Consider the following 16,357-nt stretch of genomic DNA (forward strand, 5'->3'; position numbering starts at 1 on the left):
GATCACTTCCTGCCTGGGTTTGGAGTTGAGTAGCCCTTATAGCTGCCGTCGGCATTGACTGGGGTAACACCAAGAATGTCCCGACTGTCTACGCCTCCAGGTAACGCTATTTCAGTCTCTCGCCTATGAGGCGACATCATGCCAAGTTTTTTATTCACATCTATTCCGCGAATATTTTTTAGTACATAGAGGAAGCCGTCTTCATATCCGTAGCCTGTTGCAAACTTTATAGCTTCCTTTTCAGAAGTCGAAGCGCTGACAAAGAAACTGGGAGGGCTTCGGTTGTCTAATGCGTGTAAGTAGAGATCCATGCTGTCTCCCAAGGGTTCAAATCCCGCTTCAAATATCTCCCACGACTCTCGTGAATCACCACGATATAAGTAACGATTTTTTGGTTTGGAGGATGGGGAAGGAGTAATTGTCTCCCCCTCATCAACCTTCACCTTCCCAACCGGATCCTCATCCCCAAACGAAGGCTTGCGACACCCATCCCCCCCAGGACACTCATTCAACCCCAACGGATCAACCCACCCCGTCGGGTTCCTTGTGTACTGATACCCGTTTAACCCACCCGCCAATCCACTCGGATCCGGCGTCAGATACCGCCCCACATCCGGGTTGTAATACCGATGTCGGTTGTAATGCAGCCCAGTCTCGGCATCGAAATATTGCCCCTGAAACCGCAACGGCTGATCCAGCACCTGATGGGTATCGCGGTTGAGTCGGGTCAGGCGGCCATACGCGGTGTATTGCGCGGCCCAGATGATGTCGCCGCTGTAGTCGGTCAGTTCTTGGGGCGTGCCGAGGTGGTCGAGTTGGTAGTAGAACGGGCAGGCCTTGCGCGGGCCTTTGCCGTCTAGCATGGCCAGTGGGCGGAAGCTGCCGGGTTCGTAGACGTAGCTACGGTAGTGTTCGTGGCCGCTTTCGGCGACGAGGTGGTCGCCTTGCCAGAAGAACTCGGTGGTTTTGCCGTCGACGGTCTTGGCGATGCGGCGGCCGAAGGCGTCGTAGCGATAGCTGGAGCAACGACCGTCCGGGGTGGTGACGCCGATGAGCCGGTGCTGGCAGTCGTAGCGGTATTCGGTGACGAGTTTTTGCGCGGTGCCGCGGCGTTCGCGGATCAGGTTGCCGAAGGCGTCGTAGTCGTAATGGCGGTCGCCTTGCATCAGCAGGCGGTTGCCCTGCACCTTCGCGGCGCCGGGACGGTCCTGCATCAGCAGGTTGCCCGCCGGGTCGTGGGCGAAGCTTTCGGGCGGCTGGTCGCGCAGGTGACGGACGCGGATCAGGCGGTTGAGCGGGTCGTATTGATAGTTGCGCTGGCCGTGACGGGTGTCGGCGATGCTGTCGAGATTGCCGTTGGCGCTGTAGGCATAGTCGCGGCGATACAGCGTTTGGTGTTGCTGACTGACAGCGTGGGCCTTCAGACGTCCCTGATCGTCGTAGGCATAGTCGCTGAGCAACTGGCCTTGCTGGCGTTGCCGTTCGCGACCGAAGACGAATTGGTGGGTCGTGAGCCGCGCGCCGTTGAGGTCGATGGCGGTCAGTGCGCCGCCCTTGGCGTGGTGGTAGTCGAGTTTGCTGCCGTCCGGCAGACGCAGATGGTTGAGCTGGCCACAGGCGTCGTAGGCATAACGCAACGTGCCCCAGCCCTGATGCTCGGTGATCAGGCGATCCTGTTGGTCGTACGCGAATTCCAGCGGATGGTCGTGGCCATCGTCGACGCTGACCAATCGGCCGAGGCTGTCGTAGCGGTATTGGACCTTGACGCCATCGGGCAGTTTTTTGACCAACAGGCGTCCAGCGGCATCCCGTTGATAACTTGTAAAAAGCTGCGAGCCGTCATCGCCAAACTCGGTTTTCTCCAGCAGATGGCCGTTGAGGTCGTAGGCATACGCCGTGCGCCGACCGTCAAATCCGGTTTCCTGTCGGATCAAGCCGCCGGGGGTGTAGTCCAGCCGATACTTTTCGCCCGATTCGTTCTCGATTTCCGTGAGCAACAGCTGCGCGTTGTCGTAGCGATACTTCAGCTCGGTGCCGTCCGCGTTGAGGCGGCGGCTGACCAGGTGCAGATCGTCGAGGTATTCGTAACGCGTGACGCGGCCAAGTTCGTCGCGTTCGGCGGTGATCTTGCCGTAGGCGTTGTAGCTGAAGGCGCGGCTGGCACCGGTCGGCAGAGTCGTCTGAATCAGTCGGCCGACGGCGTCCCATTGGTATTTCGTAACAGCGCCATGCTCGTCCTGACGGGTAAGCTGCCGACCCAGTGCATCGTAGGAAAAGCGCCGTACGCCACCGTCCGGCAAGATCTCTTCGAGCAGTTGCCCTAAGGCGTTCCAGACAAACACATGCCGGCTGGTATCCGGGTAGCGGATCGACAGCAACTGACCTTTATCGTCGTAGTGGTAATGGGTGACCTGCGCGTCAGGATCGATGGCTTCGGTAACGTCACCTTGGGCATTGCGCCGCCAGGTCCATACCGCTTCACCGCGAAACCGCGCGTGCAGGAAACCGTTGCGGTACTCGTAGGACGTTGGCTCGTCTTCCGGTGGAATCAGCGCCACCAGCCGTCCGACTTCGTCGTAGCGGTACTCGGTCACCGCGCCGAGCGGACCCTGCTCGGCAATCAACCGCCCCTGGTCGTCGTAGGCCTTGAGCTGTTCGCCGCCGTCCAGGTCGACCCGACGCACCAGACGCGCCTTATCGTCATGGACGTAAACCTCTTCGCTGCCATCGATGTTTTTAACCAACACCGCGCCGTGGTCGTCCCAGGCGTAACGCGTATCCATCTGCGCAAACGAAGCCCAATGCCGCACGCATCGCGCTGCCTTACCGGACCTTTCCCACTCCCAGAAGAAACTCGCCCCACCGGCCAGTTGCCGCTGCAGAATCACGTGCTGGTCGTCGTAGTCGTAGCGCTCGCTTTCGCCTGCGGCGTTGGTGGCTTCGATCAGCCGCTGACGAGCGTCGTAGCGGTAAGTAGCCAGCGTTTGCTCGGTACGCCAGGCGTTTTCAGGTGCGTCGGAACTGAATGACTGATACTCGACCGCGACAATGTGCCGGCGTTCGTAACGCAACAGCAGTGACCGACCGGTCCCGTTGTCGAGGCGTTGAATGCGCCCCTGACCGTCGCGGGTGATGCGCAGTCGGTTGTTGTAGGCGTCACTGATCGCGGTCAGGCAACCGCTTTGAAAGTGGTAAAACCGCACGGCTTCGCCAGCCAGCGCGAGCACCCATTCTTCAGGCTGATCCCCCAGATAAATCGCCGCGCGCGACAGGCTGTTGTGAATGGCCGGGCGCTCGGCGCTTGGCAGCGGAAACCTCGTGCGACGATTTTCATGGTCGATCCAGACGACGTGTTCTGCGTCCAGCTCCAGCCGATGCGCCAGCGAATGACTCCAGCCCCAGCCCAGCCCGCAATCAACTTCCACGGCGCTGGTGCGGTAGAGGCGGGTAAACGCAAACGGCAGCAAACCGTTGAGCGAACCGTCATCAAGGGTCAGCAACTCTTCGCCGGTGACCATCGACACCGGGCAGCCGTTGGTGCAGGTCAGCGGTCCGCAATCGGCGCTGTCGCCATTGGGGTTTTTCGCCTGCTCGGGGGCGTCATCCCGGCGTTCCTGCCGGGCCAATCGAGTCATCGCCGCGGACTTGTCGCGAGCAATGGCGACCGGGTTATTCACAAGCAACACCGGCGCGGCGGCCGTGCTGATCTGCAACGGCACCGCGGGCGCTGGGTTCACCGATGCTTTTCGGGCGTGGACCGCTAGGGGTTTGAGGATGCCGGCGTGGGCCGTCAGATCGGATCGGGTGCCGAGCGCCGCCAGCCTCAAGCTCGCGGCGGCCAGCCAGTTTCGCGCACGGTCATTTTTGACCTTGTCGAGCACCTTGGCGCTGATGCCAAGCGTCAGCCCTGCGCTACCGCTGAAGCGCGCCAGCAGCAATCCAATCAGTATTCCGGTACGAATTTCTGCCACGACTTCGGCGACGAACTGCGGCGGTAACATCCGCAACCAACTGGTGATGGCGGCGAGATGAATGAACATCAGCGGCTCGTCACTCAACACCAGCAACAGGTTTGCAATCGATTCAGCCGAAGCGTTCAGCAGTGTTTCAAGTTCGGTCTCGGTCAGGTACTCAAGGAGCTTTTGGCTGTTGGCTTGCAGGTCCGTGATCAGCGCGTAGATCTGCTTCACGTCATCCCACAAGCCGTTCAGCGAATTCTCGAAACCGCGCCAATCGGCCTGTTGCAGCTGACCGTAGCGTTTGATGAATCCGGCCTCGGCGAATTCGGCCCACGAGGATTCGAATTCGCTGGTCCACTCGTTACGCAACCAGCCTTCCAGATCGTCGATGACGCCTTGATAGGAGGCATAGAGCGCTTTGACATGCGCAGCGGAAACATTCGGAAAGAAGGTGATTCGATAACGCAGGTTGCGGTCGCACTCGGGGATTTCGAGGACGCCGCTGGGGCCGATCTGGTGATAGACCGGCTCGCCAAATGTACCGTCAGGGGCCAACGGCTCAAGCATCACCGGCGTATCGCCGATCGGCACAAAACGCGCCGCGTCGAACATGTGCACCAAGGTCAGGGGACCGGCGGCCGGGCATGCGGCGACGGTGGCGCTGACGGGAGTGGTGGCGGTTTTTGGTGCGACCAGGCGGACTTCGTTACCGACCTTGAACACCTGCTCGATATCCAGTGCCTTGCCGGTCCAGAAGCTTTGCGCCCAGGCATCGTAGTCATTGAGGCAGAGCCGAAAATCAGCGAGCAGCGCGTCGACATCAGGCTTCTCGGGGTCCATTGCGGCGACCACCAGAAGGCCGATGGCGTTATTCAAGGCCAGTACCTTGTCCGGTACGAACATTCGCAGTCCCTCGCGCAGATCAAATTTGAGCGCGAGACTTTGCTTGGGATCAGCGGCTAAAGAAGTCGGGAAAGGAGGCGTTTTATGTAGGGGAAATCGCTAAATGACGACGAGCGCTTTTTGTTTCCGTGAGGCATTGCCCGTTGCCCAATGCCAGCGACGCTCGTTATGCTGCTGAATCCTTTAATCGATCACGGACCCGGCCGTACCTGCGCCGCCTCTGGGATGTCAGTAAAAAACGGATCCGACGCGATGAATGCAACGCTCAATGAGTTCGGCCCGATCAAGGCCGTGATTTTCGACATGGATGGCTTGTTGCTGGACACCGAGGGCATTTATACCCAGGTGACCGCGCAAATTGCCGCGCGGTATGGCCGGGTCTTCGACTGGAGCATCAAGCAGAACATCATCGGTCGTGGCGCGGGTGATTTGGCGAGTTATGTGGTCGAAGCCCTGGACCTGCCGATTACTGCCGAAGAGTTTCTGGTGATCCGCGAGCCACTGATGCGCGAACTTTTTCCGACCGCGTTGGCGATGCCCGGCGCCGAGGAACTGGTCCGGCACTTGAAGGCCCATAACATTCCCATAGCGGTTGGCACCAGTTCTTCGAGTCAGTCGTTTGGTCAGAAAACCACGTTGCACCGCGATTGGTTCGCGCTGTTCGATTTCGTCGTGACGGCTGACGACCCGGAAGTGGGCGCGGCCAAACCGGCGCCGGACATTTTCCTGACGGCAGCACGGCGCCTGGGCGTTGCGCCTGCAGATTGCCTGGTGTTTGAAGATTCACCCTTCGGTGTCACAGCGGCGAAAGCGGCGGGGATGACCGCGATTGCGATTCCGGACGCAGCGATGGCTGACGAAAAGTACGCACACGCCGATGGCATTCTTCGTACGCTGAAAGCGTTCATACCGAGCGCTTGCGGTTTGCCGGCGCTCGAGTGGGCATAAAGCAGCAGACACAAAAACGCCGGCAGATTTGCCGGCGTTTTTTTTGCGCGGTTTAAAGCATCAGGCGCCAAAACCACCGTCGATGGTCAGGCTGGCGCCGGTGATGTAGCCGGCTTCCGGACCCACCAGGTAGGCGACAAAACTGGCGATTTCTTCAGCTTTGCCATAGCGACCCACTGCCATCAACGGGATCAGGCTCTCGGCGAAGTCACCGCTGGCCGGGTTCATGTCGGTGTCGACCGGGCCCGGTTGTACGTTGTTGATGGTGATCCCGCGCGGGCCCAGGTCGCGCGCCAGGCCTTTGGTCAGACCGACCAGTGCCGATTTGCTCATGGCGTACGGGCCGCCACCGGCGAAGGGCATGCGGTCGGCGTTGGTGCTGCCAATGTTGATGATGCGACCACCTTCGGTCATGTGTTTTGCGGCGGCCTGGGTGGCGACGAACACGCTGCGCACGTTGATGGCCAGGGTCTGGTCAAAGTCTTCGAGTTTGAAATCTTCCAGCGGCGCAACGGCCAGCACGCCAGCGTTGTTGACCAGGATATCGAGGCGACCGAAGGCTTTCACGGTGGCGTTGACGGCATTGCGAATGGCCTCGGCGTCGGCGCTGTCGGCCTTGATGGCCAGGGCTTTGCCGCCATTGGCAATAAGGCTGTTTTGCAGTTCTTCGGCTTTGGCGGTGGAGCTGACGTAAGTGAAGGCAACGGTCGCGCCTTCAGCGGCCAGACGTTTGACGATGGCGGCGCCGATTCCGCGGGACCCGCCTTGAATCAAAGCCACTTTGCCGCTGAGGTTATGAGTAGTCATATCGATCTCCAGAGTCCCGAGGCGAGATTGTCTCGGTTGATGGAGCCTAGTATCGATTCAGGATTACCCGCTGAGTAGACGGTTATTGCGATAGTCTGTGTAAACCAAAAGTTTATAGTGATGCTTATGGAAACCTTCAGCAGTATCGAATGCTTCGTGCGTAGCGCCGAAGTCGGCAGCTTTGCCGAAGCCGCGCGGCGCCTGAGCCTGACCCCGGCGGCGGTGGGCAAAAGTGTTGCAAAGCTTGAGGCTCGCCTTGGCGTGCGCCTGTTCCAGCGCAGCACGCGCAGCCTGACGCTGACCGAGGCCGGGCAACTGTTTCTCGGCGAAGTCAGTTCCAGCCTGCTCACGATTCAAAATGCCGTGGCCAACCTGGCAAGCGCTGAAGGGCGCCCGGCAGGAACGCTGAAGGTCAGCATGGGCACGGTATTCGGGCGTTTGTATGTAGTGCCGTTGCTGGGCGAATTTCTACGACGGTTTCCGGCAATCAGCCCGGACTGGCATTTCGATAACCGCCAGGTGGATTTGATTGCGCAGGGGTTCGACGCGGCGATTGGCGGCGGTTTTGAACTGCCGCAAGGCGTGGTTGCGCGCAAGCTGACGCCGGCGCATCGGGTGTTGGTGGCGTCGACTGATTATCTGGAGGGGCGGCAGGCGATCCTTGAGCCTGAAGATCTCACGGATCACGATGGCATCCTGATTCGGTCGCCGCAGACAGGGCGCGTGCGTTCCTGGCAGTTGACCAGTCGTACCCGGCAAAACAGCCCGCTGACGCTCAAGGCGCGAATGACCATGAGCGATTCGGAGGCCGCTTGTGCGACGGCGGCCCAGGGGTTGGGCATTGCATTGGTGAGCATGCCGTTTGCGTCCGTTTATCTGGAGGCCGGGACATTGCAGCGGGTGTTGCCGGACTGGTATGTCGACGATGGCAACATTTCCATCTATTACGCGGAACACAAACTGCTGCCCGGCAAGACCCGGGCGTTTGTGGATTTCATCATTGAGCAGTTTGCGCAACAGGGGTTGGTGCAGCGGTTCAGTGCGGTTTGAGCCTGGCTTGAGACCGCGTCATCGTTCATCGTGGTCTACCTGCCAAACCGCCCCGGCCAGCCAATGATATTTTTCGGTCGCGGTGTCGCATACGTCCGCACTTTCGATGTCGACAATCCAAGGCGTACCAACGACTCGGCAATCGTCACCGCCGCCGTCACGCCATCCACCACTGGAACCCCGGTGCGCTGGCGGATCTGCTCGTCCAGCCCGGCCATCCCGCCACAACCCAGGCAAATCACCTCGGCCTTGTCCTCAAGCACGGCCAGTTCCGCCTGACGAACAATCGCTTCCAGCGCCCGCTGCGGATCGGACTCCAACTCCAGCACCGCCAAACCACTGGCCCGTACCGACGCGCAACGGTCCCAAAGTCCGGACAATTTCAGCCGGTCCTCGATCAGCGGCACGGTGCGGTCCAGGGTGGTGACCACCGAATAGGCATGGCCCAGGAACATCGCGGTGCTGGCGGCGGCGTCGGTGATGTCCACCACCGGCACGTTGAGCAGTTCCTGCAAACCTTCGCGACCGTGTTCGCCGTACCCGGCCTGAATCACCGCGTCGAATGGCTGGTCGTAGGCCATCACCCGGTCCATCACCGCAATGGCGGCCAGGTAGCTTTCGAAATTGCCTTCGATGGAGTCGGCACCGAAGTAGGGCGTCAGCCCGATGATTTCCGTCCCCGGTGCCGCCACTGCTTGAGCTGACCGGGCGATGGCCTGGGTGATGGATTCGGTGGTGTTGACGTTGACCACGAGAATTCGCATGGAAAATCCTTATAGCGCATAGGTTCTGCAGCCCGACATCGCCGGGCTGTCATGGGATTAATGACTGACGTTATCGACCGCGATGCTTTCACCGCTGACGTCGGCGTAGTGAGGCTGCCGTTTGGCAATGATCAGGTAGAGCATCCCTGCAATCGCGGCGCCAATCAGCCAGGAAAATGGCGACACGTAGTGGAAACCAGGCACCAGTGCCAGGACGATGGCGATCAACGCTGCAGGAATAAACGCCGCCACCGCGCGTAAATTGACCCCGCGGCTGTAGTAATAGGCGCCATTGGGATCTTCGCTGTACAACTGCGGCACGTTGACCTGGCCTTTTCGTACAAGCCAGTAATCGACCATGATCACGCCGTACAACGGCCCGAGCAGGGCGCCGAGGCCGGACAGGAAATACACGATCACCAGCGGGCTGTTGTAGAGGTTCCACGGCAGGATCAGCACGGCGATGGTCGCGCTGATCAACCCGGCGCGGCGGAAGGTCAGGTATTTCGGTGCCAGGTTGCTCAGCACAAACGCCGGGGCGACGAAGTTGGCCATGATGTTCACCGCCACGGTGACGATCAGGAACGCCAGGCAACCGAGCACCAGGAAGAAGGTGTTGGGGATCGAGGCGATAATCTCGGTCGGGCTTTCGATGATCCGGCCATTGATCTGAAATTGCGCACCGCAGAGCAGGACGGTGATGGCCGCGAACACCAGGATATTCACCGGCAGGCCCCAGAAATTTCCGACCTTGATGGTTTTGCGGCACGGCGAAGAACGGGCGAAGTCGCAGAAATTGAGGATCAGCGTGCCGTAGATCGCCAGCCACAACGCGCCACCGGCAAAGATGTTGCGCCACATCTCACCGCCGGTCAGCGGTTCGCGGATCGACCAGGCGATGGTGGCGTTGGCCTGGGTGTACATCCACCCGGCGAGAGCGGCCACGGTCAGCAGAATCACCGGTCCGGCGAATGCCTCGTAGCGCCGGACCATTTCCATGCCATAGGCAAGGATGCCCAGTTGCACCAGCCAGATGGCCACGAAACATACCCAGCCGAGGGTCGACAGACCGAGGATTGAGTCGTGGTCGTACTCGGCGAAGCCGGGATGCACCGCCGTCAGCAACACCCGAAAGACCACCGACGCCAGGTACGTCTGAATGCCGAACCAGGCGATGGCGATAACGGCGCGGATCAATGCAGGAATTTGCGCGCCATGAATGCCGAAACTGATCCGGCTGATCACCGGAAACGGCACGCCGGTCTTTTGGCCCATGTAGCCCGAGAGGTTCATGAAGCAATACACCAGCGCCGCGCCAATCCCTAGCGACAGCAGAATCTGCCAACCACCCAGGCCCAGCGCATACAGGCCGATGGCAAAGGAGTAGTTGGCGATGTTGTGCACATCGTTGGTCCACAGGGCAAAGATGCTGTAGCGACCCCAGCGTCGACCTTCCGCTTTGGTCGGCGCCAGGTCTTTGTTGTGCAGGCGAGGGCTGAGTAACACGGGTTCTTGAAAGGTTTGATCCTGAGCAGTGGTTGGGAAGGAGGGCAGATCCAGCGCGATGTTGTTATTGGAGAGGCTAGTACGCATTCCGGCAGGCTCCGAGCTTGGCGTCGCGATGACTGTGCATGAGCATGAGCTCGACAAATCTTCGTCGCTGACGGCAAGCATCATTGGTTACGGGGCATCTGCAGCCTGTACGGGATAGGGCGCTTCAGGCTTGCGGATCTAAAGTGTGTGTATGTTTTTGTACGATTGTATACAAAACATGTATGCACTTAAGCCAGATCCATGCCAGCTCTGAATCTATCAATTGCAGCGCTCATTTCGAATTGTTATTGATGGTGGATAAGTGGTTGAAAAAAAGGCGATATAAATTGACCGATTGAACAGCTATTTATTTTTCAGCGAAGTGGGCAGGAAAACGCAACTGGGGAAGTCAGGAAAGGTCGCTGTAACTTTTTGGGGCGCATAAACAAAAAGTGCACACACAAATGGCACCTATGGTGACATTCGTGTGTACACATTTTTGAGTCAGGTCACTGAACCTGTGGGAGCGGGCTTGCTCGCGAAAGCGGTGGGTCAGCAAACGTTGATGTCGACTGAAACGCCCTATTCGCGAGCAAGCCCGCTCCCACATTTGGAACTTCGCACCGCAGGGGTTATGCCTTGGATTTGCTGATGATGTTCCCGGCATGCAACCCGCATTCTTTCTGCGTCGCTTCTTCCCACCACCAGCGGCCTTCACGTTCGTGCTGGTTCGGCAGGACCGGGCGGGTGCAGGGCTCGCAGCCGATGCTGATGAAGCCGCGTTCATGCAGGCTGTTGTACGGCAGTTCAAGCATGCGGATGTAGCCCCAGATCTCTTCGCTGGTCATTTGCGCCAGCGGGTTGAATTTGTACAGGGTACGTTCCGGGGTGGAGAAAGCGGTGTCGATTTCCAGCACGGCGACCGCGCTGCGGGTGCCCGGGCTCTGGTCACGGCGCTGGCCGGTGGCCCAGGCGGTCACGCCTGACAGCTTGCGGCGCAGCGGTTCGATTTTGCGGATGCCGCAGCATTCGCCATGGCCGTCCTTGTAGAAGCTGAACAGGCCCTTTTCCTTCACGAACGGTTCCAGTTTCGTGTAGTCCGGGGACACCAGTTCGATGTCGATCTTGTAGTGCTCGCGCACTTGATCGATGAAGCGGTAGGTCTCAGGGTGCAAGCGGCCAGTGTCGAGGCTGAACACTTTGACGTTCTTGTTCAGCTTCCAGGCCATGTCCACCAGCACCACGTCCTCGGCACCGCTGAAAGATATCCACAGGTCATCGCCAAACTCGGCAAACGCGAGTTTCAGGATGTCCTGGGCGGATTTGTTGGCATAGGTCGTGGCGAGTTCCACAACATCGAACGATGGGCTCATCAGGGCGGCTTCCTACAGGTCGGTGGCGCTGGGCGCTCTATATGGATGCGATGGTAACAAAATCCTGCAACCGCTGGCGCGCCCTCTGCGTTGCACAGGTTTGTCTGAGTCGCTAGAGTTCGGCAGTCCTTTTGCTCGCTCGACTCAATAATCAATACAAATGGGAGTGTCTTGTGGAAATTGCCTGTCTGGATCTTGAAGGTGTGCTGGTCCCGGAAATCTGGATCGCCTTTGCCGAAAAAACCGGAATCGAATCCCTCAGGGCCACCACCCGGGACATTCCCGACTATGACGTGTTGATGAAGCAGCGCCTGCGGATTCTCGATGAGCACGGCTTGAAACTCACCGACATTCAGGAAGTGATCGCCACGCTCAAGCCGCTGGACGGCGCCATCGAGTTCGTCAACTGGCTGCGTGAGCGGTTTCAGGTGGTGATTCTGTCGGACACGTTCTACGAGTTCTCCCAGCCGCTGATGCGTCAACTGGGGTTCCCGACGTTACTGTGCCATCGCCTGATTACCGATGATTCGGGACGGGTGACAAGCTATCAACTGCGTCAGAAAGATCCCAAGCGCCAGTCAGTCCTGTCGTTCAAGAGCCTCTACTACCGCGTGATTGCAGCGGGGGATTCGTACAACGACACCACGATGCTCGGTGAGGCGGATGCGGGGATTCTGTTTCATGCGCCGGACAACGTGATTCGCGAGTTCCCGCAGTTCCCGGCGGTGCACACCTTTGCGGATTTGAAGCAGGAGTTCATCAAGGCTTCCAACCGCGCCCTGACCTTGTAGTCGTCTTAGAAGACGCCGCTGATCGTTCCCACGTCGAGGCGTCGAACCGTCTGCGTGGGAATGCTTCAATGGACGCTCTGCGTCCGCTCTGGGACGCGGAGCGTCCCGGGCTGCATTCCCACGCAGAGCGTGGGAACGATCAAGCCCGGAATCAAAGGTTTTGCAGGGTGTCGAGCAGGACTTTCACCTTGGTAATCGATTCCTGATACTCGGCCTGCCACTGCGAATCCGCGACGATCCCGCCACCGCCCCAGCAGCACACCTGCCCATCCTTGACCAACAAACTGCGAATCGCGATGGAGCTGTCCATCTCGCCGCGCACGTCCAGATACAACAACGAACCGCAGTACAACCCGCGCCGGGTCGGCTCCAGCTCATCAATAATCTGCATGGCGCGAATCTTCGGCGCGCCGGTAATCGAGCCGCCCGGGAAACTGCCGGCAATCAGGTCCAGCGCGTCGCGGTCCTCCGCCAGTTCGCCGGTCACGCTGCTCACCAGGTGATGCACGTTTGGATAGCTTTCCAGGCTGAACAACTCTGGTACCCGCACCGAGCCGATGCGGCAGGTACGGCCCAGGTCGTTGCGCAGCAGGTCGACGATCATCAGGTTTTCCGCGCGATCCTTGGGGCTGGCCAGCAGTTCGGCGGCGTTCGCCGCGTCTTCGGCTGCAGTCAGTCCGCGGGGACGTGTGCCTTTGATCGGGCGGGTTTCGACGTGGCGTTCGCTGACTTTAACGAAGCGCTCCGGCGACAGGCTCAACACCGCGCCGCCATCGGGCAGGCTCTGGAAGCCGGAAAACGGTGTCGGGCACGCCGCCCGCAGCGCGACATACGCGGCCCATGGATCACCGTGGCACTGAGCCCGAAAACGCTGCGCGAAGTTGACCTGATAGCAGTCGCCGGCCTGGATGTAATGCTGAATGCGCTCCAGCGCGCTGCGATACTCGTCCGCACTCAGGTCGGGCTGCATCGGGGCTTTCAACTTGAAAGGCTCGACCGCCGTAACCGCAGGCTGGCTGAACAGCGTGATCAGGCGCTGACGTTCGCTGTCGATCAGCGAGGGGTGGAACACCAACTGACTGGTGCTCAACTGGTGATCGCTGATCAGTGCCCAGTCGTACAGGCCGAGCCGCGCGTCGGGCAATTGCAGGTCGTCCTGCGCCTGACTCGGCAAATGCTCCAGATGCCGACCGAAATCGTAGCTCAAGTAGCCGATCAGGCCGCCCGCGAAGGGCAGGTCAAACGGGACGTCCGCTTCGCCCAGTTGTGTCAGCTTGTCGCGAAGACGTTGCAGGAACGCGCTGCCTTGCTCAGAGGGCAGCACCGCCAACTGCTCCAGCGGCCAGGCGCTGAGCAGGTCATAACGCCCACGATCAGCAGTGGGCCGGCCGCTGTCGAGCAGCACGGCGCCGGGGGCATGACGAATCGCCGCGAAGTACTCGGCGGGGTTGGCGCGATAAGGCAGCGGATGTACGGAACAGGTCAACATGGGCGGGGCAGATCAGCCATCGAGGCGGGGTGGCGATTGTAGTCCTCTGCAGGAATTGCTCCTAGAGGGGATGTCGGGGATTGGCAGGTTGAGTGCTTTAGTGACTGGAAGTCAGCTATCGCGAGCAGGCTCACTCCCACACTGGATCTTCAGTACGACACAGATCCCCTGTGGGAGCGAGCCTGCTCGCGATGCGCGCGACGCGGTGTTGGATCAACCCTCAACCGCCGGAATATGCCCGAACATCTCCTGCACAAACTCTACTCGCTCGCGCACTGTCTCGGTCATCCCGCGGGCCTTCAATTCTTCGAGCCGCGCTTCCACCGCATGGGTGCGCAATGTCAGGCCGCAATCATTGGCAATCTGAATGTTCAGGCCAGGCCGGGCATTGAGCTCCAGGATCAGCGGGCCTTTTTCCTGATCGAGCACCATGTCGACGCCGATGTAACCCAGTCCGCACAGTTCATAGCAGCCGGCGGCGAGTTTCATGAAACCGTCCCAATAGGGCAGTTGCACGCCATCCACCGCGTTGGTGGTGTCCGGGTGTTTGGTGATGATGTTGTTCAGCCAGGTGCCGCGCAGGGTCTGTCCGGTCGCGAGGTCGACGCCAACGCCGATTGCACCCTGGTGCAGGTTGGCCTTGCCGCCGGACTGGCGCGTCGGCAAGCGCAGCATCGCCATCACCGGGTAGCCCATCAGCACGATGATGCGGATGTCCGGCACGCCTTCGTAGCTGATGCTTTTGAAGATCTGGTCGGGGATCACCCGGTATTCGATCAGCGCACGGTCGCGGTGACCGCCCAGGGAATACAAACCAGTGAGGATGCTGGAGACATGGTGTTCGAGCTCCTCATGGCTGAGGATCTTGCCGGACACCGTGCGATAACGGCCCTCGAAGCGGTCGGCAATCACAATGATGCCGTCACCGCCAGCGCCCTGGGCCGGCTTGATCACGAAGTCGTTGCGCCCGCCGATGATCTCGTCGAGGTTATCGATCTCCTTTTCGGTGGAGATGATGCCGTACAGCTCGGGCACATGAATGCCGGCGGCGATTGCGCGTTCCTTGGTGATGATCTTGTCATCGACGATCGGGTACAGACTGCGCTTGTTGTACTTGAGCACGTAGTCCGCGTTGCGCCGATTGATGCCCATGATGCCCTGGGCTTCCAGGGCCTTCCAGGTCTTCCAAAAGCCGAACATCAGGCGTCAGCCTTCTTCAGGAAAGCCTTGAAACGCACCAGTTCGGTCAGGCGGTAGCCGCGATAGCGACCCATTGCCAGCATGAAGCCCACCAGGATCAGCAGCACGGCCGGGAAGGTGAACACAAAGTAGATCAGCTCCGGCACGCTCATGATCAAGTGAGCCAGGGACGCGGCGAACAGCGTGCCGATGGCCACTTTCATGGCGTGCCCGGAACCGCGCTCTTCCCAGGTGATCGACAGGCGTTCGATGGTCATGGTCAGAATCACCATTGGGAACAACGCCACCGACAGCCCGCGTTCCAGCCCGAGTTTGTGGCTGAACAGGCTGATCGCCGCGATCAGTACGACCACGAACGTCAGCACCACCGAGAGCCGGGGCAGCATTTGCAGCTTCAGGTGTTCAAGGTAAGAGCGCAGCGACAGGCCCAGCGCCGTGATGATCGTAAACAGCACGATACCGAAGCCAAGCTGGGTTTCGCGGAAGGCGAGGGCGATCAGCACCGGGGTGAACGTGCCGAGGGTCTGCAGGCCGATCAGGTTGCGCAGGATCAGGATCACCAGCACGCCAATCGGGATCATCACCATGATCATGAAGGTCTGCTGGGTTTGCAGCGGCAGACCGTACAGCGAGTATTCGAGGAAGTTGGCGTCGGTGTTTTCGTCGGTCAGCTTGGCCAGGCGAATCGCGTTCATTTCGCTGTTGTTCAGGCTGAACGTCACGTTGGCTTTTTTGCCGCCATCGACGGTGATCAGGTTTTCGTCGCCGGTCCACCACAGCAGGCGGTCGGTCGGCAGGCCTTGTTCGCCGGTTTCCGGGTTGAAGTACAGCCAGTCGGTGCCGTTGAAGCTGCGCAGCCAGAGTTCAGGCACTTGCGGCTGATCGGCCACCAGGCGGATGGTGTGGACCTTTTCCACCGGCACGTGGGCGATGGACAGTACCAGCTCGACGATTTTGGCTTTGTTGGGGGTGGACGTATCGCCGCCCAGCAGCAGCTTGACGTTGTCGTCGCTGAGATTGTTGACACGCTTGATCGCTTCGCCAACGAAGGTTTCGACGTCAGCCGAATGTTGGCGGATCGGTGCGAGCAGGGCTTCGGCGGCGACTTTTTCCGCGCCTTCGACGGCAATGCTGTCGCGGAAGGTCGGGCCTTTGACTTTGGCTTTTTCGCCGGTGTAGCGCTTGGTCAACACCAGCCGGTAATACAGGGTCTGGTTGCCCTTGGCCCGACGCGCCGACCAGGTGACCTTGCGGTTGCCATCGACACGGTTTACGGCCACGCCGTAGTTATTGGAAATGAAGCTCTCATTGAGGCTGACGTAATCGCGGCTCAGCGGTGGCACGAACATCTGGATCTTGACCGGGTCCTTGGCACTGGCGACGAACTCGACTTTGGCGTCGATGTTCCACAAGTCGTCCGTGGCGTCTTCGGTCACGGGAATGCCGAGCACGAAGATCTGATAGGCCGTAACTGAAATGCCCAGGACCACCAGGATGGCGATCAGCAATTTCAGATGGAGGGTAAGAGAGCGCATTGGAA

General features: G+C 59.8%; 11 protein-coding genes. 3 read left to right on the forward strand and 8 right to left on the reverse strand.

Annotated elements, in window-relative coordinates; all coding sequences use genetic code 11:
* Positions 1–2: 2 nt before the first annotated feature.
* Positions 3–4,862: an RHS repeat-associated core domain-containing protein gene (locus tag K5K95_RS17820; protein ID WP_222585389.1), complete on the reverse strand. Its 4,860-nt coding sequence runs from the start codon at positions 4,860–4,862 to the stop codon at positions 3–5.
* Positions 4,863–5,114: 252 nt separating this feature from the next.
* Here K5K95_RS17820 and K5K95_RS17825 point away from each other — a divergent pair, with 252 nt between their 5' ends.
* Positions 5,115–5,810 (forward strand): HAD-IA family hydrolase, encoded by a 696-nt coding sequence (locus K5K95_RS17825; protein WP_222585390.1) that lies wholly within the window; start codon positions 5,115–5,117, stop codon positions 5,808–5,810.
* Positions 5,811–5,870: 60 nt separating this feature from the next.
* On the opposite strand, the gene K5K95_RS17830 is transcribed toward K5K95_RS17825, so the two are convergent.
* Positions 5,871–6,617, reverse strand: coding sequence for a 3-oxoacyl-ACP reductase family protein (locus tag K5K95_RS17830; protein WP_222585391.1), 747 nt, complete (start codon positions 6,615–6,617; stop codon positions 5,871–5,873).
* A gap of 126 nt (positions 6,618–6,743) precedes the next feature.
* On the opposite strand from K5K95_RS17830, the gene K5K95_RS17835 reads away from it, so the two are divergent.
* Complete coding sequence (locus K5K95_RS17835; protein ID WP_222585392.1) at positions 6,744–7,667, forward strand: LysR family transcriptional regulator; 924 nt, start codon at positions 6,744–6,746, stop codon at positions 7,665–7,667.
* A gap of 35 nt (positions 7,668–7,702) precedes the next feature.
* Here the strand turns inward: K5K95_RS17835 and K5K95_RS17840 are convergent, their stop codons facing one another.
* The 3 genes from K5K95_RS17840 to K5K95_RS17850 form a co-directional block, all read right to left on the reverse strand.
* Positions 7,703–8,431 carry an aspartate/glutamate racemase family protein gene (locus K5K95_RS17840; protein WP_222585393.1) on the reverse strand — a complete coding sequence of 243 codons (729 nt, stop codon included), beginning with the start codon at positions 8,429–8,431 and terminating at the stop codon, positions 7,703–7,705.
* A gap of 57 nt (positions 8,432–8,488) precedes the next feature.
* Complete coding sequence (locus tag K5K95_RS17845; RefSeq protein ID WP_222585394.1) at positions 8,489–10,024, reverse strand: NCS1 family nucleobase:cation symporter-1; 1,536 nt, start codon at positions 10,022–10,024, stop codon at positions 8,489–8,491.
* A 572-nt stretch (positions 10,025–10,596) separates the two neighbouring features.
* Complete coding sequence (locus K5K95_RS17850; protein WP_008042297.1) at positions 10,597–11,337, reverse strand: phosphoadenylyl-sulfate reductase; 741 nt, start codon at positions 11,335–11,337, stop codon at positions 10,597–10,599.
* 173 nt (positions 11,338–11,510) lie between these two features.
* Between K5K95_RS17850 and thrH the strand changes: the two genes are divergently transcribed.
* A complete protein-coding gene (thrH, locus tag K5K95_RS17855; RefSeq protein WP_222585395.1) occupies positions 11,511–12,128 on the forward strand; it encodes a bifunctional phosphoserine phosphatase/homoserine phosphotransferase ThrH in 618 nt (205 codons plus the stop codon).
* Positions 12,129–12,279: 151 nt separating this feature from the next.
* Here the strand turns inward: thrH and pabB are convergent, their stop codons facing one another.
* The 3 genes from pabB to K5K95_RS17870 form a co-directional block, all read right to left on the reverse strand.
* The gene (gene pabB / locus K5K95_RS17860) at positions 12,280–13,617 is read right to left on the reverse strand and encodes an aminodeoxychorismate synthase component I (protein WP_222585396.1); all 1,338 of its coding nucleotides are present in this window, start codon (positions 13,615–13,617) and stop codon (positions 12,280–12,282) included.
* A gap of 213 nt (positions 13,618–13,830) precedes the next feature.
* Positions 13,831–14,817 (reverse strand): alpha-L-glutamate ligase-like protein, encoded by a 987-nt coding sequence (locus K5K95_RS17865; protein ID WP_222585397.1) that lies wholly within the window; start codon positions 14,815–14,817, stop codon positions 13,831–13,833.
* On the reverse strand, positions 14,817–16,352 hold the full coding sequence (locus K5K95_RS17870) for an inactive transglutaminase family protein (RefSeq protein ID WP_222585398.1): 1,536 nt from the start codon (positions 16,350–16,352) through the stop codon (positions 14,817–14,819). The genes K5K95_RS17865 and K5K95_RS17870 overlap by 1 nt, the downstream gene beginning before the upstream one ends.
* Between the last annotated feature and the right edge of the window lie 5 nt (positions 16,353–16,357).

Origin of the sequence: Pseudomonas sp. DR48 (assembly GCF_019823085.1) — a bacterium.
Taxonomy (GTDB): domain Bacteria; phylum Pseudomonadota; class Gammaproteobacteria; order Pseudomonadales; family Pseudomonadaceae; genus Aquipseudomonas.